Here is a 22504-nt window from a genome sequence, read left to right as displayed (position 1 = left end):
AGCCGGACCCGGTGTACTTTTTTCTTTCCGAGCATTTTATGGCATTGCAATTTGATTTGGTCGTGGTCGGCAGCGGCCCCGGGGGGTACGTGGCCGCCATTCGGGCGTCGCAGTTAGGGTTGAAAGTGGGTGTGATTGAGCGCGAGTCGCTGGGCGGCATCTGCCTCAACTGGGGCTGTATTCCGACCAAAGCGCTGCTCAAAAGCGCGCAGGTGTTCGAATACCTCAACCATGCCGCCGATTACGGCCTGAAGGCCGAAGGGGTTGGCTACGATTTTGGGGCCGTGATTTCGCGCAGCCGCGGCGTGGCCGACGGCATGAGCAAGGGCATCAACTTCCTGTTCAAAAAGAACAAGATTGAAACCGTGATGGGCACCGGCAAAGTGGTAGCCCCCGGCAAGGTGGAGGTAACCAAGGCCGACGGCAGCAAAGAGATGGTGGAGGCAAAATCCATCATCCTGGCCACCGGCGCCCGCTCGCGCGAGCTGCCGACGATGCCCGTCGACAACAAAAAAATCATCGGCTACCGCAAGGCCATGGCCATGGAGCAACTGCCCAAGCGCCTCGTGGTGGTGGGCTCGGGCGCCATCGGCGTCGAGTTTGCCTATTTCTACCGCACCATGGGCTCGGAAGTGACGGTGGTGGAATTCCTGCCCCGCATCGTGCCCGTGGAGGACGAGGAAGTGTCGCGCCAGATGGAAAAGTCGTTCCGCAAAATCGGCGTGAACGTGCTCACCAGCGCCGAAGTAACCAAGGTGGACACCAGCGGCGAAGGCTGCAAAGTGACCATCAAAACCGCCAAAGGCGAGCAGGTAATTGACTGCGATGTGGTGCTGAGCGCCGTGGGCGTGACCACCAACCTGGAGAACATCGGCATCGAAGAACTGGGCATCAAAGTGGAGCGCGGCCGCGTGATTGTGGACGACTTCTACCAGACCAACGTGCCCGGCATCTACGCCATCGGCGACATCGTGCCCGGCCCCGCGCTGGCCCACGTGGCCTCGGCCGAAGGCATCATCTGCGTCGAGAAAATTGCCGGTCATCACCCCGAACCGCTCAACTACCAGAACATCCCCGGCTGCACCTACGCCTCGCCCGAAATCGCCAGCGTGGGCTACACCGAAGCCGAAGCCAAAGCCAAAGGCTACGACGTGCTGGTGGGCAAGTTCCCCTTCTCGGCCTCGGGTAAAGCCAGTGCCGCCGGCGCCAAAGACGGCTTCGTGAAAGTCATTTTTGACAAGAAATACGGCGAGTGGCTCGGCGCCCACATGATTGGCATGAACGTGACCGAAATGATTGCCGAAGTCGTGGTGGCCCGCAAGCTGGAAACCACGGGCATGGAAATCATCAAGGCCGTGCACCCGCACCCCACCATGAGCGAAGCCATTATGGAGGCGGCTGCTGCGGCCTATGGTGAGGTGATTCACTTGTAGCCAAGGTCAGTATATATTTACCTCCGCAGTAAAGGCAGAAGTCCCGGCAGCATTCCTGCCGGGACTTTTTTAATGTTATTTCATTTTGTAGGTATGAAACAGATTTACACGTGGGGGGTGATGGCGGCAATCGGGTTGTTGGCGGGGTGTGCTTCGCCGAGCGAAAAGCAGGGTTTGGAAGCGGTGGCTCAGTTTTACGGCGGCAGCGTAAGCTTTACCAAGGGCGCCAACGTGACGACTACCAAGGCCGACGCGCAAGGCAAATACCTGGAAATTTCCCTTCATTCCGCCGGGCTCACCAAGCGTTATAGTGACATGCGAATGCCGGCTTCAAACTGTGCTTATATGGTATACGATAAGCTTGCTCCGGCCGAGCAACAGGCTTATGACTATCTGAAAGTGAGTCTGAATGATTCAGCCGATGCCCATAGCTACACCTTCCGAAAAGCGGAGCTGGTAATGGTGGAAAAGGCCGCCGTCGACTTGAATGCCTTTCTCATTGATTTGCAAACGGAAGACCACGCCAAGGTCCAGAACGCCTTCAACCTGGACATACTTGATGCTGCCGCGCAAAAGAAATTGCCGGATGAGCTGGCCAAAATTGAAAAAGCCCTGGCCCCAATTACCGATTATCGGGTGGAGGGCTACGCGCCGGTCACTGTCGAAGTAGGCAACCAGAAAGTCCAGTTGGTGCGCTTTTACATAACCTTGGTGCACGCAGGCAAAACCAGTCGCATGGCCCTGGTAATCAACCCGGAAATGCATCTAGACCAACCTTTCTTATACGGAATACAGGCATAAGCTGAGGATGAAGTCGGCTATTCCTCAGCCACCTGCACTTCTTTTGCGGGCGCCGCTTTCGGTTTCTGGCTCACCAGCCACACGCCCAGGAAAATGAGCGCCGCTTGGCCGGCCTTACCCCAGGTGAGGTGGTCTTTGCCCAGGCTCACGGCGATGAGCACGGCCAGCACCGGCTGCAGGTAGATATACACACCCAGCAGGGCCGGGGAGGCGTATTTCAGGGCCCAGTTGTTGAGCAGATAGGCCAGGATGGTGAGAAACACCACCATGTAACCAATTTCCAGCCAGATTTTGAGGGGGAAACTGGCGTAGTTGGCCGTCAGGGCATCGCGCCAGCCGAAGGGCACGGCGATGATGGCTCCCACCAAAAACACCCGCGCCAGCACCGTGAAAGCGTGATACTTGCGCATCAGCGGCTGCACCAGTACCAGGTAGAGGCCAAACACCGTGGCATTGGCCAGAATGAACAGGTTGCCCAGCGTGGCGTGCGGGTAGATGGCGGCCTGCGCGTTGCGGCTGAGAATGAGCGAAGCCGCACCAGCTGCCCCCACGGCAATACCCAGCACCCGCGGCAGCGTAATTCTTTCACTCAGCAGAACGGCCGAGGCAATGACCACCACGATGGGCGCGATGGTTTGCAGCAGCGAGGCGCTGATGGGCGAAGTCAGGTTCAGGCCCGAAAAAAACAGCAACTGATTGACCCCAATCCCGCAAATGCCGCAAATGATGGACCGCCGGTTGTCGGCCCAGCCCATGATTTTGTCCTGCGGAGCCACGAAATATTTGATGAGGGCAAAAAAGCTCGATGCGCCCAGCACCCGCAGCGTAACGATGCCAAACGGCGTCATGTACACTGGCATCACATCTTTGGAGAGCGAGTAGTTGGCCGCGTAAATGAGGGTGACCAGGAAAAGGGCCGCGTGGACGCGGAGTTGATTGGACATGGTAGCGCGAACTTTGTAGTTCGCGTCCTCAGCCGAGTCGTTGCTACTGCGCGGGGACGCTAACCACAAAGTTCGCGCTACTTCGCTCCCCATGGCCTCTTTATTTCCCGACGACGAACCCGCCGCCTTCACCCCGCCGCCCGGGCCCGGGCCCGATGCGCCCCTGGCCGAGCGCCAGCGCCCCCGCCGCCTAGCCGACTACGCCGGCCAGCAGCACTTGGTGGGCGAAACCGGCGTGCTGCGCCGTTATTTAAATTCCGGCCGCTTGCCCAGCCTCATTCTGTGGGGGCCGCCCGGCGTGGGCAAAACCACCCTGGCCCACCTACTGGCGTCGGAGCTGAAGCAGCCGTTTTCGGCTCTCTCCGCCATCAATGCGGGGGTAAAGGACGTGCGCGACGTGATTGAGAAAGCCAAGCGGCAGCGCGGCACGGTGCTGTTTATTGACGAAATCCACCGCTTCAGCAAGGCGCAGCAAGATGCGCTGCTAGGCGCGGTGGAGCACGGCACGGTCACGCTGATTGGCGCTACCACCGAGAATCCGTCGTTTGAGGTCATTCCGGCCTTGCTCTCGCGCTGCCAGGTGTATGTGCTGGAGGCATTAAGCGCGGAAACCCTGCGCGGGCTGGTGCAAAAAGCGCTGACGGAGGATGCCGCGCTCAAGCAGAAGAAGGTGAAGCTCAAGGAGGACCACGCCCTGCTGGCCCTGAGCGGCGGCGACGCCCGCAAGCTGCTCAACCTGTTGGAAATTGTGGTGCAAAGCACGCCGCCCGATAAAAAGGGCGTCATCGAAATCACCGATGCCGTGGTGCAGCAGGTGGCCCAGCGGCCCCTGGCGCGCTACGACAAGGGCGGCGAAATGCACTACGACGTGATTTCGGCCTTCATCAAAAGCATGCGCGGCTCCGACCCCAATGCCGCGCTCTATTACCTGGCCGTGATGCTGGAAGGCGGCGAGGACGTGAAATTCATTGCCCGCCGCATGCTCATTCTGGCCTCTGAGGACATCGGAAACGCCAACCCCAATGCCCTGATGCTGGCCACGAGCTGCTTCCAGGCCTGCACCGTTATCGGCCTGCCCGAGTCAGATTTGATACTGGCCCAGACTGTCATCTACCTCGCCACGTCGCCCAAAAGCAACGCGGCTTACATGGCCATTCGGGCGGCCCAGGCGGAAGTGAAGGCCAACGGCGTGTACCCCGTGCCGGTGCCCCTGCGCAACGCCCCCACGCGCCTCATGAAACAACTGGGCTACGGCAAGGAATACGCGTACTCGCACAACGGCGAGGGCAATTTTGAAGAGCAGGAGTTTCTGCCCGACGCGCTCAGCGGCCGGCGCTTCTACGAGCCGGGCTTGAACGCCAGCGAGGCCAAGATTCAGGAGCGGCTGCGCAACTGGTGGGGAGAGAAGTATGGCTATTGACCGCAGATTTAAGCGATTTTAACGGATTGGGACGGATTATTTGTGGTTCCGATTATGGCGTTGAATGGTGTCAGTGTAGGCAGAAAGTAGTTGCTTTGAAGAATAATCCTTCCAACCTCCTTTTCTACATGCAGGCAAGAACTTTACTGGCCCTTGGCGCGCTGGCGCTGGCGTCTACTTCCACGCTCCACGCCCAAACCACTGATGTGCAATTCGGAGCCAAAGCCGGCATGAGCCTAGCGGTCCTCGACGGGTCGCTGAACACCAGTCCTCAGTTTAAGCCGGGGCTGGCGGTAGGGGGCTTCCTGCGCTGGCGGCCCTCCGCGCGCGTGGCCATTCAGCCGGAACTGGTGTTTAGCCAGCAGGGCGCCACCAACACGGGCGTTGCGACGGGCCATTCGTACGAAAACAAAGTCAAGCTGAACTACCTGAACGTGCCGGTGTTGCTGAAGGTGTACCTGGGCGATGTGGTGAACGTGCAGCTCGGCCCGCAGTTTGGCCTGCTACTGAGCGGGCAGCACACGGGCCAGGTGGGCTATATCAGTTCCACCACCGGCAACAACGGGTACGTGCTGGTTGATAACGATGTGAAAAAGGACTTCGGCAACGACGTTGCCCTGTGCGGCGGCGTGGGCGTGGATTTGAAGAATGGCCTGCTCTTCTCGGCCCGCCTGAATTATGGCGTGACTGACATCAACAACAACGACGCCGACAAGGCCCTGCGGCAGCGCTTGAACATTGGCGGCATACACAACCGTAGCTTTGAGTTCGCCCTGGGCTATGCCTTCGGCGGAAAATAATACGGGCCGGACGGCCCGATACCTTTACCTATTTGGTTCTTAACGAGAAATCATGCGTCAATTTTTGAAGTTTGTGCTGGCCACCATTGTGGGGCTGGCGGCTTTCAGTTTCATCGGTTTTCTGATTCTGGCGGCCATTATCGGCGTGGCGGCCAGCGCCGGCGACAAAAAGGAGATTGCCTCCAACTCGGTGCTGGAGCTCAAGCTCAACGAGCCGCTGACCGAGCGGGGCCGCGACGACCGGTTCAGCTTCGGCGGTAACAACTCCTCGACAGGCCTCGTCAATCTGAAAGCGGCCATCCGCCGCGCCAAGGGCGACTCCGACATCAAGGGCATCCTGTTGAACCTGGGCATTGTGCAGGGCGGCATGGCTTCGCTGGAGGAAGTGCGCGACGCGCTGCTTGACTTCAAGAAGAGCGGCAAATTTGTGGTGGCCTACCACGAAATTGCCTCCGAGAAAAGCTTCTACCTAGCCTCGGTGGCCAACGAAATCTACCTCAACCCCCAGGGCACGCTCGAATTCAACGGCCTGAGCTCGGAGGTGATGTTTTACAAGCGGCTGTTCGACAAAGCCGGCATTCAGCCCTACATTTTCCGCGTGGGCTCGTTCAAAAGCGCCGTGGAGCCGTTTTTCCGGGAGAATTTTTCGGACTCAGCCCGCTACCAGACCGTGTCGTTCCTGAATTCCATCAACGGCTACATGGTGGGGCAGGTGGCCAAATCGCGCGGCATCGACCCGGCCCGCCTCAAGGTGATTTCCGACTCGATGCTGGTCCACAACGCCCCCGACGCCCTGCGTCTGAAGCTGGTGACCAAGCTCGGCTACTTCGATGAGGCCCAGGACTACATGCGCGGCAAGCTGGACCTGGCTAAGGACAAAAACCCCAACCTGGTGAGCCTGAGCGACTACACCGAAGAAAAGGACGCCGACGAGCGCGAGGGCAAAACCAGCGGCAACCGCATTGCCGTGATTTACGCCGAGGGCGACATCGTAACCGGCCGTGGCTCCGACGACAACATCGGCAGCACCAAGTTTGCCGAAGCTATTCGCAAGGCCCGCCTCGATGAGAAGGTGAAGGCCGTGGTGCTGCGCATCAACTCGCCCGGCGGCTCGTCGCTGGCCTCGGATATCATTTACCGCGAGGTGCTGCTGACCAAAAAAGTGAAGCCCATCATCGCCAGCATGAGCGACGTAGCGGCCTCGGGCGGCTACTACATTGCCATGGCCTGCGACACCATCGTGGCCCATCCGAACAGCATCACGGGCTCCATTGGCGTGTTTATGGTGCTGCCCAACATCCAGCCGCTGCTGGCCGATAAGCTCGGCATCACCGTGGACCGCGTGACCACCGGTAAATTTTCGGACCTGCCCACCATCACCCGCCCGCTGTCCGATTTTGAGCGCAGGACCATTCAGCACGAAGTCGATAATACCTACGCCGACTTCACCAGTAAGGCCGCCCTGGGCCGCCACATGCCCGTGGAGCGCCTGCGCCGCCTGGCCTCGGGCCGCGTCTGGAGCGGCCTCGAAGCCAAAAGCAACGGCCTCGTGGACGTGCTCGGCGACTACCAGGATGCCCTCAACATCGCCGCCGCCCGCGCCCACCTCGCGGCCGACGACTACCGCGTGCAGCGCCTGCCCCGCCAGAAATCGAGCCTCGAAAGCCTGCTCGCCCGCTTCGGCGCCGGCGATGATGACGAAGCAAAGGTGCGCGCCCTCAAAACCGAACTAGGCCCGCTGTACCCGGCTTACGCCCAATACCAGCAACTGATGCAGATGCGCGGCGTGCAGGCCCGCCTGCCCTACACGCTGGATATTCAATAGTTTTTGTCGTCTGAATCACCTGTCATCCTGAGCGGAGCGAAGGACCTTATCACGCTAGAGCAATTTTTGTTCGACGGTGATAAGGTCCTTCGCTCCGCTCAGGATGACAGCTTTTTAACACTTTGTCATAATTCCAACCCCATGCTCTCCCAACTCCACGAAGCCGCCGCTTACATCCAAGCTAACTCCCAGGCCTTTCAGCCCGAAACGGGCATCATCCTCGGCACCGGGCTGGGCGCGCTGGCGAAGGAAGTCGACGTCGAATACGAAATCAATTACGCCGACATTCCGCACTTTCCGCTCAGCACCGTGGAGAGCCACGCCGGGCGCCTGCTGCTGGGCCGCATGGGCGGCCGGAAAGTAGCCGTGCTGCAAGGCCGCTTCCACTACTACGAGGGCTATACCATGCCGCAAGTGGCCATGCCGGTGCGGGTGCTCAAGCTGCTGGGCATCAGCCAGCTGCTAGTGAGCAATGCGGCTGGCGGGCTAAACCCTGATTTCAATATTGCGGACTTGATGCTCATTGACGACCACATCAACCTACAGCCCACCAACCCCCTCATCGGTCCGAACCTGGATGAGTTGGGCCCGCGCTTCCCCGACATGTTTGCGCCCTACGACGCCGACCTGCTCCGCCGGGCCGAAGCCGCCGCCGCCGCATTGGGCCAGGCCGGCACCACCCGCCGCGGCGTGTACGTGAGCGTGCCCGGCCCCATGCTCGAAACCCCTGCCGAGTACCGCTACCTGCGCCTCATCGGAGCCGATGCCGTGGGCATGAGCACGGTGCCCGAAGTTATTGCTGCCCGCCAGCTTAATCTGCCGGTGCTGGCCGTGTCGGTCATCACCGATTTGTGCGCGCCCGGCCACCTCAAGCCCGTGGTGCTGGCCGATATCTTCGCCGCCGCTGCCGCCGCCGAGCCCCGTCTGACCGCGCTGATAAAGGCCGTGGTAGCGGGGCTGTAGGAGCTCAAACAATAAGCAGAACGTCATGCTGAGCGCAGTCGAAGCATCTCTGCCGCAACAGTAATCTGATTACTTCCACGGTAGAGATGCTTCGACTGCGCTCAGCATGACGTTTTTTTAAGTTAACTCAGCGCACCACCTTCGTCATTTGGGTGCCGCTCAGCACCGCGAAAATGCCCACGCCGCCCTGCACGTTGCTGTAGATGGCCGAAGGCTGGGCGAAGGGGTTACCGTTGGCGTTGCGGGCGTCGCGCGTCGACTGCCGGAAGCGGTAGAACGCGCGCTCGATGTGGTAGAGCGTGGCCGTCACGGTGTCGCCACGGTTGAAGCGGTAGCTGGTGCCGAGCACGAACTGCTGCCCATTGAGCAGCCGGTCTTCCACCGACATATCCGTTTCCGGGCTTTTGCGCAGGGCGCCTTTGGCGGGGTCGCCCTTGTGTAGCTGCAGCCGGTAGCAGTCGTCGAGGCTGATGGGGTCGCGGAAATTGGTCAGGAAATAGGCCTTGCGCTCGGAGCCGGTTTTGTCGTTGAACTTGTAATTGAGCGAGTCAATCGGAATGGGCGCCAGCATGGTGGTAGTGCCCGTTACGTGCCGGCCCTTGGTGTCGACCACGTCAATTTTGAACACGTCGCCGGGCCGGGCCACCAGTGGCGTGCGCCCCATGTGCGAGTGGAATTTCACGCCCGAAGTGGTGTCGACCAGCGCCTGGTAGTTGGGCTGGAAGGGCAGGGGCACCTGTGCGCCGTTGGGCATGGTGAGCGTGACCGTGACATCAGTGGGAATCTGGGGAATGACCGCGCCCAGGTAAGGCACCGAAGTTGAGACGGCTAGGCTGGGCACCTTACCGGGCTCCAGGTAGCACTCCACCACCAACTCGGCCGAGTACACGGGCAGCGGCACGTTGATGTCGTTTTGCAGCTTGCCGCAGCCAGCCAGCGCGAGCAGGAGGAGAGGAAGGAGGGCGGCGGGTTTGAGCGAGAAGGACATTGGATTGTTTATTGAACCGGCACGGTGGCCAAAAAGACCGTCATGCTCATCTGGCGTTCATCAAAACCGGAAATTGTACGTCAGCGAAGGAATGACTGGGAACAAGGACACCTGCTTGGCCGCAAAGCCGGTGGTACGGCCGGTGGCCTTGTCCCTCACCGTGTCGAAAAACACGAAGTAGGCATTGCGGCGGTTGTAGGCATTGTAAATGCTCAGCGTGAGGTCTTGGTTGAGGCGGGCGCCGATTTTGTAGACTACGCCCAGGTCGAGGCGGTGGTAGGGAATGAGACGGTAGGAATTGCGGTCCGGGTAGAGAGGCACCGGGCGCGGGTCGATGCCCACGCTGGAGCCGGGAATGTCCTGCACCCCAAAGCGGCCCAGCGGCAGCGTAGTCAGGTTGCCAGACGTGTAGATGAAGCTGGCCGTGAGGTTGATGCGCGCATTAAGCTGGTGCAACACCACCACAGTCAGGTTGTGGCGCCGGTCGTAGTTGGGATGGAAATCCTGGCCGTTGTTCACGCCGCTGGTCCCGCGCTGGGGCTGGAAATTGCGCCAGCTCCAGGCCAGGGTGTAGCCAATCCAACCGGTGGTTTTGCCGGTTTTCTTTTCCAGGTAAATTTCGTTGCCGTAGCTCCAGCTTTTGCCAAAAATGAATTCCGCGTCCAGCTCCGGGTTCACGAAAAGCTGGGCGCCGTCGCGGAAATCAACCTGGTTGCGGCCCCATTTGTAATACACCTCGTTGGTGAGCAGATACTTGCCCTGGCCCAGCAAAAAGCTGCCGCCGGCACTCACCTGCTGCGACTGTTGGGGCTTCACCGACAGGCGCGAAGGGTACCAGATATCGGTGGGTAGCGTGGCGCCGGAGTTCGTCACCAGGTGCACGTATTGGTACATCAGGGCATAGTTCACCTTGAACGACGTGCGGTCGTTGAGGGCGTAGCGGGCGGCGGCGCGGGGCTCCAGACCACCGTACTGGTCGCTGCCGCTGCGGAAACCGGTGAGGCGCAAGCCGCCCTCGAGCTGCAGTTTGTCGGTGGCCTTGTAGTTGTCCGACGCATAAAGCGCGCCTTCCAGGCCGTAATAATTTACGTCGGAACCAAAGTTTACGCGGCCGTCGCCGGAGTTGGCATCGAGGCGCCCCACGCCGAAGCGGTGCTGCGTGGCCAGCGCGCCGGCCTTGATGAGGTGGCGGTCGGAGGGCGTGTACTCGAAATCGGTGCGGGCCGTGTAGTCGCGGATGCTGGACCCCAACCCGAAGGTGAACGTGTCGAGCTTGTTGGTGAGGTTGTACTGGTAATCGGACACCGACACGCTGGTGTTGGCAAACAACTTAGACGAGAAAACGTGGTTCCAGCGCAGCGAGCCGATGGTGTTGCCCCAGTTAAAATTAAAATTGAAGCCGCCCGTGCTGCTGAATCCGAATACGTCGCGCCCTAGGTAGCCGGTCAGAAACAGGTGGTCCTTCTCGCCCAGCGTGTAGTTCGCCTTGGCGTTCATGTCGTAGAAATAGTAGTCGGGAATGGGGCTGTAGTCCTCTTTTCCCTCGTTGGCCTTGTTGAGCGCGCGCGTGAAAATGTCGAAATACGTGCGCCGGCCGCTCACGATGAACGAGCCCTTGCCCTTGTTGATGGGCCCCTCGTAGGTGAGGCGCGACGAAATGAGCCCGATGCCGCCCGTGGCCACGTAGTGCTGCCGGTCGCCTTCGCGCAGCTTCACGTCGACCACCGACGACAGCCGCCCCCCAAACTGCGCCGGAAAGCCCGATTTGTACAGGTCCACGCCTTGCACCGCGTCGGAATTGAACACCGAAAACAGCCCGAATAAGTGGTTGGGGTTGTACACCAGGGCATTGTCCAGCAGCACCAGGTTCTGGTCCGACGAGCCGCCGCGCACAAACAGGCCGCTGGTGCCCTCGCCGCCGCTCTGCACGCCGGGCTTGAGCTGCAGGGTCTTTAGAATATCGACCTCGCCAAACAGCGCCGGCAGCAGCTTGGCCTCGCGCATGCTGATGTGCTCGACGCCCATTTGGGTGGTTTTCAGCTTTTCCCGCAGCGTGACAGCGCCTTCCACCACCACTTCACCCAACTCGTTGCCGCCTTCTTCGAGGGCGAAGCTCAGGCGCTGGTTGCGGGTCAGGTTGAGGTCACGGGTCTGCTGCACGTAGCCGATGAAGGCGATTAGCAACTGGTGGCGGCCGGCGGGCAGGTTCAGGCTGAAATGGCCCAGGGAGTCGGCCGCGGTGCCCGTCCCGAGGGCCGGCACTGCCACGCTGGCCCCGGGCAGGGCCTCACCCCTGGCACTCCGAACGGTGCCGCTGACGGTGAAGCGTGCCGGCTGCTGCGCCCGGGCCAGGTGCGGCCCCGCCCAGCTAAGCAAAACAATAAGAAACAGATAACGCGCAGAATAAGAAAGACCCATAGAGTAGCCGAGAGGATAGCGCAAAAGTAGCCACCTCCCCAACGCTGAGGACAGTCAGATAGTTTGCCGAGGGCCAGGCTGCTGGCCAACGATTAGTTTTTCCCCACGAATGGTTGCAGCGCCTGCGTGATTTGGGCGGCCGGCACCACGCCCGCCTGCCGCCACACCGGCTGCCCCTGATGAAACAAAATCAGCGTTGGAATGCTCTGGACGCGGTATTGCTGGGCCACGGCCTGATTCTTATCCACGTCAATTTTGATGACGCGCAACTTGCCGCCGTGCTGGGCCGCTACCTGCTCCAGAATGGGCGCCATGGTCTTGCACGGACCGCACCAAGTGGCATAAAAATCGACCAGCACCGGCATGCCGGGGCTGTTGATGAGTTCGGGGAAAGACTTGCGGGGCATGGATAAATCAGAAAAAAGAACAGAATAAGACCAGCGCTTTAAACGAAAAAGCCCGGCGCACGGCCAGGCTTTGGGGGAAATTCGACGGTGGATGGCTCTTATTCGGTTTTCTTAATCACCGTCACGTCATTAGCCACTTCCGGAAACACGAAGCGGCCGCTCACGGCTTTCACGCCTTTCACGCGGCATTCCCAGGTGTAGCGGCCGGGCGTGGCGTTGGCCGCTTCGCCGCTCTCGGTCTTGAAATAGTCGGGGTCGGAGGGGTCGGTGGGAAACAGCACGTCGATGCCCGTTTGGTTTTTCACCAACTGCTTCACCAGGAAATAGTCCTTGCCGGTTTTCTCGTTGTGCACCACAAAAGTGGCCGTGTAGGGCCCCAGCTGGCCGTATTTGTCGAGAATGCCCAGCTTGATTTGGGCGGTGGTGCTCACCATCCAGGTTTGGGCATGGGCGGAGTGGCCTGTGCCCAGCAGCCACAGCGCCACCAGCGCACCCACTGCCCGACGGGCCAGGGGCATGGCAAATTGGAAGCGTACAGTTGTTATCATGTAGTAATAAAAAGAAGCGGAAAAATGCAAATGAGCAAACCAAGCTGATTGATTATAGCAATGCAAGTAAGCTCAATACACGCCAAGGTAACGCCCTGACAACAAATCCGCAACTTGTGGCCCGCCGCCGCTGTTCAATTTCGCAAGCGAAGAATCTCCGTTGAATTTGTTTGTTGCACGTCATGGCAAGACAACGCTCCCGGCCCCACGCCTGGCCCACGCCCAATACCAGCCCCCAGCCCCAATGCGGCCTTTGCGAGCGCACCGTGCAAAGCACCTCGCGCCACCACTTGGTGCCGCGCGAGGAAGGCGGCAAGTACGGCCCCACGGTCGACCTGTGCCAGCCCTGCCACAGCAGCGTCCACCGCTTCCTGAGCAACCGGGAACTGGCCCGACTCTATCCCACTGTGGAAGCCCTGCGCGCCGCCGAGGACCTCCAGACCTACCTGAACTGGATTCGCAAGCAGCGCGTGGAACGCATCACCAACCGGCGCGGCCGCCGTTGAGCGTACTCTGAAGCGGTGCTTCGGCTCGGCCGCATCGTCCAACGCGCCGGAGTACAGCTTCGGGGTACAAACCAGTTGTCTACAGCACCGCGCAGTTGGTTTCGTTGCCCATGATGCCCACCAAATGCACCGTGCTATTGCCGCCCGCCCCGGGCCGTACCCGAATCTGGGTGCCAATCCGGTCCTTGAGGTCCGAGACGTGGGAAATGATGCCAATCATCTTGCCCGAATGCTGCAGGCGCTCCAGCGCATCGAGTGCCGTGTTCAGTGCTTCGGGGTCGAGCGTGCCAAAGCCTTCGTCAATAAACAGCGACTCGATGCGGGCCTTGTGGCCGGCCAATTCGCTCAGGCCCAGCGCCAGCGCCAAACTCACCAAGAAGCTTTCGCCGCCCGAGAGCGAGGCCATGGGGCGCACGGTATCGGCTTGGTCGTGGTCGATGATTTGTAGCTCCAGGTTGCGGTTGGGCGTCTTCAGGATGGTGTAGCGGCCCGTGAGCTGGCGCAGGCGCAGGTTGGCCAGCCGGGCCAGGTGCGTGAGGGTGAGACCCTGCGCAAACTGGCTGAACTTGTCGCCCCTCGCCGAACCAATCTGCTCGCTCAGGTCCTGCCAGCGCTGTTCTTCCTGCTGCCGCAAGGTCAGCTCCTGCAAGCCGGCCGACAGCAGCTGGCGGGCGTCGTCGTCCTGTTTCAACTGGTTGCCCACGGCGCCCAGCTTCTGCTGCAGAATGTCGTCGGCCGCCGACAGCGCATTCAGCTGCGCCGCAAGCTCGGCGGCGGTGTGCGGCGTGAGGCCGGATTCGGCATGGTGAGTGAGTTCGGCGGTGAGGTCGTTGAGGCGGCGGGCCGTGGCGGCCCGGGCGGTGAGGTGGTCCTGGCGGCGCTGGGTCAGGCGCTCGGCTTCGGGCGCGGGCAGGAGCAAGGCGCGGGCTTCGGCAGCCGTGGCGATGCCGGTGGCGGCGAGGGCGGCGGCCAGCTCGGTGTGGCGCTGGGCGAGGGTGGCCCGGTGCGTGGCCCGCTGCGCACGCGGGTCGAGCTGCCGGTTTTGCTGAATTTCCAGGGCTTTCTGCTGGTCGGCCAATTGGGTTTGGGCACGCTGGGCGGCATTGGCCAGGCGCTGGGTGGCTTGGCGGAGCTGTTCGGCTTCGGCGGCGGGGTTGGGGCCGGTGTAGTGGGCCTGACGAGCAGCCAGCTGCTGGTCAATAACCTGCTGCTCGGTTTTCAGCGCATCAGCGGCGGCATTGAGCTGGGCGGCCTGCTGCGCCAGCGCTTCGGTGCGGGCTTTGTGCTTGCTGGTTTTCTCCAGCAGCGTTTTGCCGAGCTCGTTCAGCGTAGCTACCTGCGCCTCGTAGTGGTCGGCCCGCTCCCGAAGCGTGGCCAGGATGCCATCGTAGGGCGGCTGGCTGGGCAGCTGCAACCGGTGCGGCGCCAGAAAGTCGCGAATGGTGCTTTGAAAAATATCGGCCTGGTCCTGCCAATACAGCAACTCATCGGCCAGCTTGGCTAGGTCGGTTGCGGTGGTTTCCTGCCGCTCCAGCAGGCGCGGAATCTCGCGCTGAGCCGCCGTGGCGGCCTCACCTTCCTTCAGGTACTGCTCGCGGAGCTTAGCCAACTGCTCGTCCAGCTCCGCCACCCGGCGGCGCGACGCCACGGCAGCAGCCTGCTCACGGGTCGCGGTTTCCAACAGGGCGCGCACGGCGGTGGGGTCGGTGGGCTGGAGCGGGGCGGGGGTGAGTGCGGCGGCCAGCGCAATTGCCTGCTGCCGGGCCAGGTTTGCCGCAGCCAGAGCTTCAGCCCGCAACTTGTGGCGCTGCTGCTGCTCAGTTTGGCAGCGGGCCAGGGCGGTAGTGGCATGGCGCAGCTCTTCATCGAGCTTGGCCAGAGCCTGCTGCTGCTGCGTCACGCGCTGCTCCTGCTCGTCGGCTTCGGCGGCAAAATCGGCGGTGAAAGCGTGTTCCAGCGCGCCGCACAGCGGGCAGGGCTGGCCGGGCTGCAGATGCTGGCGGTGCTGGTTGAGGTCGGCCAGGGCCTGCTGGGCGCGCAGCTCGCGCCGGTAGCTTTCGAGGAGGTTTTGGCCATCGGTCCGGCGGATTTCGAGGTGGCGGGTGGTGGTTTCGGCCGTGGTCAGGGCCGGCGCTTCCTGCTCAATCTGTGCGGCCAGCGTTTCGGCGCGGGTGTGGTGCTCGTGCGCGGCCTCGGCCTTCGGAAGCAGTTGTTGCAGGGCCTGCTGGTGAGCGGTGAGGTCGTCGGCGCGCTGGGCCAGCTCCGCCGCCGTAGTGCCCAGCAGCAAGGCGTCGCGCTCGGTGCGGCAGGGCTTGCCCTCGTCCTCAATGGCCTGTTTGCGGGCTTTGGCGTCGGTTTCGAGGGTTTGCTGGCGGCGCAGGTCGGCGGCGGTCTGGTCCTGGCTTTTGCGTAGCTCGACGCGGCGGGCGTCGCGGGCAGCTATTTCCTTCTGCGCGCCCTGCAGGTCGATGATTTCGCGGTCGAGGGCCAGCACCTGGTTTTTCAGGTCCACCTCGGCGCTGTGCTCAATGAGCCAGCGGTCCAGCGTCGCATTTTGGCTTTGCAGGGCTTCAATTTCCCGGCCCTCCCGGCCCAGGTCGTCAGCCGTTTTCTGATGCGCTAGCTGACTTTGCGCGTGCGCATCACGCTTCAGCTGGAGCTGGTGCCGCGCGGCGGTAATGGCCGCGTCCTGCTGCTGGGCCAGGCTGAGCAGCGGGCGCAGCCGGTCCTCCTCGGCTTGCGCCCGGGTGTGGGCCGCGGTGGCAGCAGTATGGGCGTTGGCGGCCGTTTCGGCGGCCAACGTCAACTGAGGGAGGGCTTCTTCCAGCTCACGGAGCTGCTTTTCGTCGGTGGCTACTTCCTTTTCGGCTGCCTCAGCCAACTCCAACGGCTTGTCGACAGCCGCGGCGCGGAGGTGGCCATCGAGCCGGACAAACTCGGGCTGCAGGGTTTCGTCGTCGCGGCGCAGGCGCTCGGCTTCGCGGGCGGTTTCGGTGAGTTGCCGGTCGAGTTGGTCGAGAATGGTGCGCCAGGTGAGGCACACGGTTAGCTCCTGCTCTTCTTCGTGGTGTTGCTCGGCGGCCTCGTTCAGCACGTCAAGCTGGCGTTCCAGCTCGGCGCGCTCTTCCTCAGTCAGCAGGCGGGTGGCATCCAGCTTGGCGCGCAGAAGCTTGGTTTTCAGCTCCTCTTCCTTCGCTTTCTCGAAGGCCGCCACGCTCAGCCGCGAGTAGATGCCCACGTTGGTCATCTTTTCGAGCAGGGCGCTACGCTCTTTTTCGGGCGCGTGCAGGAAGCGCGCAAACTTGCCCTGGCTCAGCAGCACCGACTGTTCAAACTGCCCAAAATCCAGCCCCGACAGCTCGCCCACCCGTTTCGGCACCGCTTCCTTGCCGCTGATGACGGCCACGTTTGATGGGCTGAGAACCAGCGTCATCGCATCGGGGTTGAGGGCGCCTTTGTCTTCGCCGCGCACTTTGCGCTTCACTTCCCAGCGCGAGCGGTAGCGCACGCGGTCTATCACGCCGGTGTCGGCGTTGGTTTCGTGCACTTCGAACTCTACTTCCGAAAACGCGTCCTTGGCGTGGCGGCTCACCATTTCGCCCACCTGCCGGTCGTGGCGCGGCACCCGGCCGTAGAGGCCCACCGAAATGGCGTCGAGCAGCGTGCTTTTGCCCGCGCCGGTGGGCCCCGTGATGGCAAACAGCCCCGTATCGGCCAGTGGCGTTTCGTCGAAGCGAATCAGAAACGGACCGGGCAGCGAGTTCAGGTTAGCAAAACGGACGCTGATAATTTTCATGCGGATAATTCTCCCAAAATACTTTCCCGAAGGTACGGCAGCCCCCGGCAGCATCGGCCTGCAAAAGGCCGCCCGCCCGGTTTGGGTTCCTGCAAGTCACCTGCCGCTCAGACCAATCATAACTCTGCCCCGCGCCCCACCGTTGAGCAAAGTGGTGGTACTAGCGGCTGGCAACGGGCGACGGGCCGACCGCAAACAAGCCACCAAAACCAACCAAATGATTATGAACTACATCCGACGCGGGGCCGGCAAGCCCCTGCTGCTCCTGCACGGCATTGGGGGCAGCTGGCGCTCCTGGCAAACCATTATCGAAGATTTGGCCGCTGAGCGCGAAGTCATTGCCGTCGATTTGCCAGGCTTTGGCAACACGCCGCCGCTGGCCGGTCCCGTCACCATCGGCACTCTGGCCGATGCCGTGACGGACTTTCTGCGCGCGCAAAACCTGCTCGGTATCGACGCCGTGGGCAGCTCCATGGGTGCTCGACTGGTGCTGGAGCTGGCCCGGCGGGGCGGCGTGCTGGGCGCGGTGGTGTCGCTCGACCCTGGCGGCTTCTGGCAGGGCTGGGAAATTCCGGTCTTCTACCACAGCGTAGCCGTTTCCACCAAGCTGGTGCGGGCCCTGCAGCCCGCCATGCCTTTCCTCACCGGCAACGCCGTGACGCGCACGGCGCTGTTCGCCCAGTTTTCGGCCCACCCGTGGCAGCTGCCCGCCCACGTGGCGCTCGATGAGATGCGCAGCTTCGCGCACGCGCCTTCGTTCGATGAGCTGCTGCGTAATCTGGCCTACGGCGAAGTGCAGCAGGGCGCACCCGCCGGTAGCATGCGTACGCCGCTGGTAATCGGCTGGGGCCGGCAGGACCGGGTTTGCCTCACGCGCCAGGCCCCGCGTGCCCTCGAAAAATTCCCCGACGCCCGCCTCTACTGGTTTGAAAATTGCGGCCATTTTCCGCAGTGGGACCAGCCCGCCGAAACCGTCCGCCTGATTCTGGCCGCTACCTCTGGCGAGGATTTCCGCGATGCAGATATTGTCCGTCAGCCAATGGGCGCCGTAACTAAAAAGCCAATTTCAGTAGTGGCTGTGGCAGCAGGCGTAGCCGCGTTGGTGCTGGGCGGCTTATGGCTGGTGGGGAGGAAACGGACTGAATAGGAACGCACTTGGCACGTCATGCTGAGCGCAGCCGAAGCATCTCTACCACAGTAGTAATCATTTACTCTCGCGGTAGAGATGCTTCGGCTGCGCTCAGCATGACGTTCTTTTTGCGCTTAGGGCTCTAACGAAGACTCTCTCACAACGCCTCGCCGCCCCAGGCTAGCGGGTCGGCCTCGGCCAGCAGCTGACGCAGCTCGCCAAACGTGGCCGTGAGGGCCGCGGCGCGCTCCGGCGGCAGACTGGCTACGCGCCGGCCAAACACCTCGTCCACCGTCAGCTCGTGTAGCAAGGCCAGCGGGATGGCGTTTTCGGCCAGGTCCGGCGCTTCGGTGGCGCGCTGGTGGCGGACGCCTTTCGGGGCCAGCACCTGGGCTTTTTGAAGTTGCAGTACGGCCTGCACGCGGCGCTGCACCTCGGCCGGCGTTTCGTCGGAGCGCACCAGTACATCGGCCCAGGCCACTAGCTGAAACGCCGAGTTGTCGTAGGCCAGAATGTCGGCCTCCACCTCCTCCAGCGTGCCGTGGAAGCGCTGCAGGCGCCGCGTCACGGGCACCGGCAGGCTGGTGATAACCGGCGCGCCCGCGCCCTTGAACTCCAGCAGCAGCACCTGCTGCTTGTCGTTGGCCTCGGTGAACGACAGCGGCACCGGCGAACCTGAATAGCGGATGTGCGCCTGCCCGCCCACCAGCTGCGGGCGGTGCAGGTGGCCCAGCGCCACGTAGTCGAACGCCACTGGGAAATGCTCGGCCCCAATCAAACCCAGTCCGCCGATGTGCACGTCGCGCTCGGCACCTTCGCGGGCCTCGCCGCCGGCCGCGTAGAGGTGGCCGGTAGCCAGCACGGGCACGTCCTGCTCGCGCAGCCGGAGCACCGAGTCATGGTTGGCCAAGGCGGCGTAGTGGTCGGCAATGCTCTGGCGGATACGGATTTGGCGGTCGTCGAGGGTTTCGCCGGCCACGGCCAGCCGGATGTCGCGGTCGCGCAGAAAGGGCACGGCGCACACCACCAGTCCCGGCCGGCCGTCGGCCGCGTTCAGGTGCAGAATCTGCTCCGTGGGGTCGGTGGGCACGCCGCCTACAACGTGGATGCGCAACTGCCGTAGCAACTGCCGCGAAGCGTTGAGCATGGTGGGCGAGTCGTGGTTGCCGCCCACCACCACGATGTCGCGGCAGCCGGTGGCCTGCATCTTCACTAAAAAGGTGTAATACAGCTCCTGCGCCGTGTACGACGGCGTTTGGGTATCGAAAATGTCGCCGGCAATGACCAGCACGTCGATGGCTTGCGTTTGCACCGTGAGCAGCAGCCAATCGAGAAAAGCCTGCTGCTCGGTGGTGCGCTCCTGCCCGGTGAGGAAGTGCTGGCCGAGGTGCCAATCGGCGGTGTGAAGGACGCGCATAAGGTAGAGTGAATCTCAAAGATACCCACGCGGCTAGCAATGAAAAAGCCCCGGCACCTCCTTGGGCCAGTGCTTTTTCAAGCACTCTCAACGGAATGGTTACTCATTCAATCCTTTGCCTTTGAGAATTTGGGGCGTGCATTTTTCAACTCTGGCCGCACGGGTCTGGGCTTGCTTGGGAGCGGCAAAGTGCAGCAGGTAAGCCCGCTGCCGACCCGGCGTCAGCGCCCGGAAGGCGGTTGTTAGAGCTGGTGTTTCTTCCAGTTTCTGTTGGAACTCCGCTGGAATCTGGAGTTCGGAGGCATCCTTCAAGGGTACTTTCAAACCTGCTTTTTCTATTTCAATGGCTTCCCGGATGTAGGCTTTGATGCTGAATTCCCGGTCAGCAATTTCCTGCAAACCGGTAAAGCGAATCTGGCGCGCGGCTTGCGTATTTTCCGTTTGCTGAATCAGGATGCCATTGGGGTCCTTCAGCAGGGCACCTTTGGGAAACAGTACCGCGCAGTAGCCCTTGAATGCGTGAATCAATACCACATTGCTGTCCTGAAAAGTGTAGCAGGGGACGCCCCATTTCAACTCCTCGCTCAGCCCGCAATCGAGAACAATTGTTCGCAGGATTTCTAATTCGGCCTGCCACTTTTCGGCTTTATTAAAATAGAAATCAACTTTGGGATTGGTGCTACTCGCTTCCATTGTCTGTGCTACGGTTCAATGTGGTTCAAACTAACTCGGTTTATAGCCAAATTCCCCATTGGCAGCCTGCCAATGGGGAATGAGCCGGAATCAGGCAGCCGGAATCTTGCTTTTTTGAATCCACTTAATCGTGAAATACAGCAAGGTGGAAACGACGGCGTACAACAGCAGCCAGTCCAGATTGTAGGGATTGGCTCTGATTAAAAGCAGTGTCAGTCCTGCGAAAAGCAAAAAGGTAATGACAATTACTGCTTTTCGGACCGAGGCCGGAAAGCTGTTCAACGCCGCCAGCTTCGCTAAAATTTTGACCGTGATAAAGGGTAAGTAAAATAGCAGGATGATGGCCAGCACCAGCAGAATGCCTAAGCCGGGGACGCCTATCATGCTAATGCACGGCCGCCTTCTGAAACTCCGTGATGGCCTCGCCCAAATCCAGCACCTCGGCACCCGGCAGCGCCGCTTGCACAATGCTAGCGCCGGCCGCTGAACGGTAGCCGCCGGCGCAGTGAATGAGCACGGGCTTGTCGGTGGGGATTTCGTGGGCGCGCTCGCGCAGCTCGGGCAGCGGGATGACTAGAGCGTTGTCGAAAACCTGATTTTTGGCCTCGGCGTGGTTGCGGATGTCGACGATGGTGAATTGCTCCGGGTGCTGGCGTACGGCTTCCACATCCACGGCCGGCGCGGTTTCGGGCAAGGTGGAGGGGGCCAGAAGGGCGCCTTTGATGTTGGCCTCGTAGCCGATTTTGGCGGTTTTGCGCACCACCGTGTCGAGCGCAATCTGCGAGTCGGCCAGCAGGTAGAACTTCTCGGTGGGGCCCACAACCGAGCCCAGCCAGGTTTCGAACTTGCCGCCGTCCTGCAGGTTGATGGCGCCGGGCAGGTGGCCTGCGCGGAACTTGGCGGCCGGGCGCGCGTCGATAATCAGCACGCCGGGCTCGAGGGCGGCGGTGCTGCCGGGGTGCGGCACGGCCCGGATGCTGTCCTCGAAACTGGGGGCGCCCAGCTTGTTGAGCTTCACATCGTGGCCAAAGTATTTGGGCACAAAGGGCTGGTCTTCGAGCAGCACTTTGATGAACTCGTCCTGCGACATAGGTTGCAGGGCGTAGTTGGTTTTCAGTTCCTTGGCAATGGTGCTGTCGAGGTCGGTGCTGGTGGTTTTGCCACAGAGGCTGCCGGGGCCGTGGGCTGGGTACACCTTGGTGCTGCCGGGCAGGGTCATCAGCTTGTTGCGGGTGCTTTTGTACATCTGCGCGGCCAGCTCTTCGCGTTTGTGGCCGCCCACGGCCTCTTCTTCGCGCAGGTCGGGCCGGCCCACGTCGCCCACAAAGAGTGTGTCGCCGGTGAACACGGCGCGGCTCTGGGCCAGCTCGTCCAGCAGCAGGATGCTGATGCTGTCGGGCGAGTGGCCGGGCGTGTTGATGGCGTGCAGTTCGTAGGCGCCCAATTTCAGGCGGTCGCCGTCGTCGAAGGTTTTGTGAGGGTATTTGGCGCCCACCAGCTTGCTGCAGTAGATGGGGGCCTCGGTTTCCTGGGCTATTTCCAGGTGCGACGACACGAAATCGGCGTGCGGGTGCGTCTCAATCACGGCGATGATGCGCGCCTCGTGCTCGTCGGCAAAGTCGTAGTAGGGCTGGGGGTCGCGGCCCGGGTCGATGATGGCGACCTGGCGGCCGCAGCGCACGGCGTAGCTGGCGTGGGCCAGGCCCTTGTCGTAAAACTGCTGGATTTGCACAGCCGAGGCCGTGCTACTGGGGAGGGGAGGCATAGCGAGGGGATTTGGTAACCGGGTGGTTTGGCCAAATATAAGCAGGCCGCGCAATGTACGGTCCTGCCCCGGCGGGCATTTCAAACCAAAAAAGCCCCGACCGGTTTGGTCGGGGCTTTGGGAAGTGCCTAAAGGCGAGCGGAATTAAGCTTTGGCTTTCACTTTGGTTTTGCCGCCGCCCTGCATCTTGCCGTGGCCGCGGTGCTCGTCCTTCATTTTGTCGAACTTGGCGTACTGGTCGGGCGTGAGGATGCTTTTGAGCTGGGCTTCGTACTTCTCGTGCGAAGCTTTCATCTCGGTGCGGGCGGCATTGCGGTCAGCGCCGTATTTGGCTTTCAGGGCTTGGTTTTCTTGCTGGCGGGCCAGAAAAAGCTGCTCCACTTTGGCTTCCTGGTCGGCGTTGAGGCCGAGCTCCTTAGCCATTTTGCCAGCTTTGTGGTCGGCCATCTTGGCGGGGTCTTTGGGGCCGTGGCCGCCTTTGCCGCCGTGCATTTTTACTTTGGTGGTAGTGGTAGCCGGCGCGGTTTGGGCAAAGCTGGTGCCGGCGGTGGTGAAGGCCAGGGCAGCAAGCAACATCAGGGTCTTTTTCATGATAATGTTAGAAGAAGGGATGAAGGGGGGGGGTTGGAGGGAAATGAGCAACCAAAACGG

Annotated in this window: 19 protein-coding genes; 8 read left to right on the top strand and 11 right to left on the bottom strand. The window is 61.6% G+C overall.

Annotated features, from left to right (window positions below; genetic code table 11):
* Positions 1-38 precede the first annotated feature (38 nt).
* Positions 39-1433, top strand: a complete 1395-nt coding sequence (gene lpdA, locus Q5H92_RS14430; protein ID WP_305012242.1) for a dihydrolipoyl dehydrogenase — start codon at positions 39-41, stop codon at positions 1431-1433.
* Between the two features lie 93 nt (positions 1434-1526).
* The gene (locus tag Q5H92_RS14425) at positions 1527-2234 is read left to right on the top strand and encodes a hypothetical protein (protein WP_305012241.1); all 708 of its coding nucleotides are present in this window, start codon (positions 1527-1529) and stop codon (positions 2232-2234) included.
* Between the two features lie 17 nt (positions 2235-2251).
* Here the strand turns inward: Q5H92_RS14425 and Q5H92_RS14420 are convergent, their stop codons facing one another.
* On the bottom strand, positions 2252-3178 hold the full coding sequence (locus tag Q5H92_RS14420; protein WP_305012240.1) for a DMT family transporter: 927 nt from the start codon (positions 3176-3178) through the stop codon (positions 2252-2254).
* A gap of 91 nt (positions 3179-3269) precedes the next feature.
* Here Q5H92_RS14420 and Q5H92_RS14415 point away from each other — a divergent pair, with 91 nt between their 5' ends.
* The 4 genes from Q5H92_RS14415 to Q5H92_RS14400 all read left to right on the top strand — a co-directional run bounded on the left by Q5H92_RS14415 (position 3270) and on the right by Q5H92_RS14400 (position 8186).
* On the top strand, positions 3270-4598 hold the full coding sequence (locus Q5H92_RS14415; RefSeq protein WP_305012239.1) for a replication-associated recombination protein A: 1329 nt from the start codon (positions 3270-3272) through the stop codon (positions 4596-4598).
* Positions 4599-4726: 128 nt separating this feature from the next.
* Positions 4727-5398 carry a porin family protein gene (locus tag Q5H92_RS14410; protein WP_305012238.1) on the top strand — a complete coding sequence of 224 codons (672 nt, stop codon included), beginning with the start codon at positions 4727-4729 and terminating at the stop codon, positions 5396-5398.
* Positions 5399-5450: 52 nt separating this feature from the next.
* A complete protein-coding gene (gene sppA / locus Q5H92_RS14405) occupies positions 5451-7223 on the top strand; it encodes a signal peptide peptidase SppA (protein WP_305012237.1) in 1773 nt (590 codons plus the stop codon).
* Between the two features lie 141 nt (positions 7224-7364).
* Entirely contained in the window at positions 7365-8186 is an 822-nt protein-coding gene (locus Q5H92_RS14400) for a purine-nucleoside phosphorylase (RefSeq protein ID WP_305012236.1), read from the top strand.
* Positions 8187-8313: 127 nt separating this feature from the next.
* On the opposite strand, the gene Q5H92_RS14395 is transcribed toward Q5H92_RS14400, so the two are convergent.
* The 4 genes from Q5H92_RS14395 to Q5H92_RS14380 all read right to left on the bottom strand — a co-directional run bounded on the left by Q5H92_RS14395 (position 8314) and on the right by Q5H92_RS14380 (position 12547).
* Positions 8314-9174, bottom strand: coding sequence for a DUF4249 domain-containing protein (locus tag Q5H92_RS14395; RefSeq protein WP_305012235.1), 861 nt, complete (start codon positions 9172-9174; stop codon positions 8314-8316).
* Between the two features lie 60 nt (positions 9175-9234).
* Entirely contained in the window at positions 9235-11550 is a 2316-nt protein-coding gene (locus tag Q5H92_RS14390; protein ID WP_305012234.1) for a TonB-dependent receptor, read from the bottom strand.
* Between the two features lie 134 nt (positions 11551-11684).
* Positions 11685-11999, bottom strand: a complete 315-nt coding sequence (gene trxA, locus Q5H92_RS14385; protein ID WP_305012233.1) for a thioredoxin — start codon at positions 11997-11999, stop codon at positions 11685-11687.
* A gap of 98 nt (positions 12000-12097) precedes the next feature.
* A complete protein-coding gene (locus tag Q5H92_RS14380; protein ID WP_305012231.1) occupies positions 12098-12547 on the bottom strand; it encodes a hypothetical protein in 450 nt (149 codons plus the stop codon).
* A 182-nt stretch (positions 12548-12729) separates the two neighbouring features.
* Between Q5H92_RS14380 and Q5H92_RS14375 the strand changes: the two genes are divergently transcribed.
* Entirely contained in the window at positions 12730-13053 is a 324-nt protein-coding gene (locus tag Q5H92_RS14375; protein WP_305012230.1) for an HNH endonuclease, read from the top strand.
* Positions 13054-13132: 79 nt separating this feature from the next.
* On the opposite strand, the gene Q5H92_RS14370 is transcribed toward Q5H92_RS14375, so the two are convergent.
* A complete protein-coding gene (locus tag Q5H92_RS14370; protein WP_305012229.1) occupies positions 13133-16849 on the bottom strand; it encodes an AAA family ATPase in 3717 nt (1238 codons plus the stop codon).
* A gap of 223 nt (positions 16850-17072) precedes the next feature.
* Here Q5H92_RS14370 and Q5H92_RS14365 point away from each other — a divergent pair, with 223 nt between their 5' ends.
* Complete coding sequence (locus Q5H92_RS14365) at positions 17073-17996, top strand: alpha/beta fold hydrolase (RefSeq protein ID WP_305012228.1); 924 nt, start codon at positions 17073-17075, stop codon at positions 17994-17996.
* A 139-nt stretch (positions 17997-18135) separates the two neighbouring features.
* Here the strand turns inward: Q5H92_RS14365 and Q5H92_RS14360 are convergent, their stop codons facing one another.
* The 5 genes from Q5H92_RS14360 to Q5H92_RS14340 all read right to left on the bottom strand — a co-directional run bounded on the left by Q5H92_RS14360 (position 18136) and on the right by Q5H92_RS14340 (position 22444).
* The gene (locus Q5H92_RS14360) at positions 18136-19395 is read right to left on the bottom strand and encodes an exonuclease SbcCD subunit D C-terminal domain-containing protein (RefSeq protein ID WP_305012227.1); all 1260 of its coding nucleotides are present in this window, start codon (positions 19393-19395) and stop codon (positions 18136-18138) included.
* A gap of 99 nt (positions 19396-19494) precedes the next feature.
* The gene (locus Q5H92_RS14355; RefSeq protein WP_305012226.1) at positions 19495-20088 is read right to left on the bottom strand and encodes a YdeI/OmpD-associated family protein; all 594 of its coding nucleotides are present in this window, start codon (positions 20086-20088) and stop codon (positions 19495-19497) included.
* 90 nt (positions 20089-20178) lie between these two features.
* On the bottom strand, positions 20179-20472 hold the full coding sequence (locus tag Q5H92_RS14350) for a hypothetical protein (protein ID WP_305012225.1): 294 nt from the start codon (positions 20470-20472) through the stop codon (positions 20179-20181).
* A 1-nt stretch (position 20473) separates the two neighbouring features.
* Entirely contained in the window at positions 20474-21853 is a 1380-nt protein-coding gene (locus tag Q5H92_RS14345; protein WP_305012224.1) for an MBL fold metallo-hydrolase, read from the bottom strand.
* A gap of 144 nt (positions 21854-21997) precedes the next feature.
* Positions 21998-22444 (bottom strand): DUF4890 domain-containing protein, encoded by a 447-nt coding sequence (locus Q5H92_RS14340; protein ID WP_305012223.1) that lies wholly within the window; start codon positions 22442-22444, stop codon positions 21998-22000.
* Between the last annotated feature and the right edge of the window lie 60 nt (positions 22445-22504).

It is taken from the genome of Hymenobacter mellowenesis (genome assembly GCF_030581005.1).
GTDB lineage: Bacteria > Bacteroidota > Bacteroidia > Cytophagales > Hymenobacteraceae > Hymenobacter > Hymenobacter mellowenesis.
The sequence above is the reverse complement of the archived record's forward strand: the minus strand, read 5'-3'. Positions and strand labels throughout refer to the sequence as shown.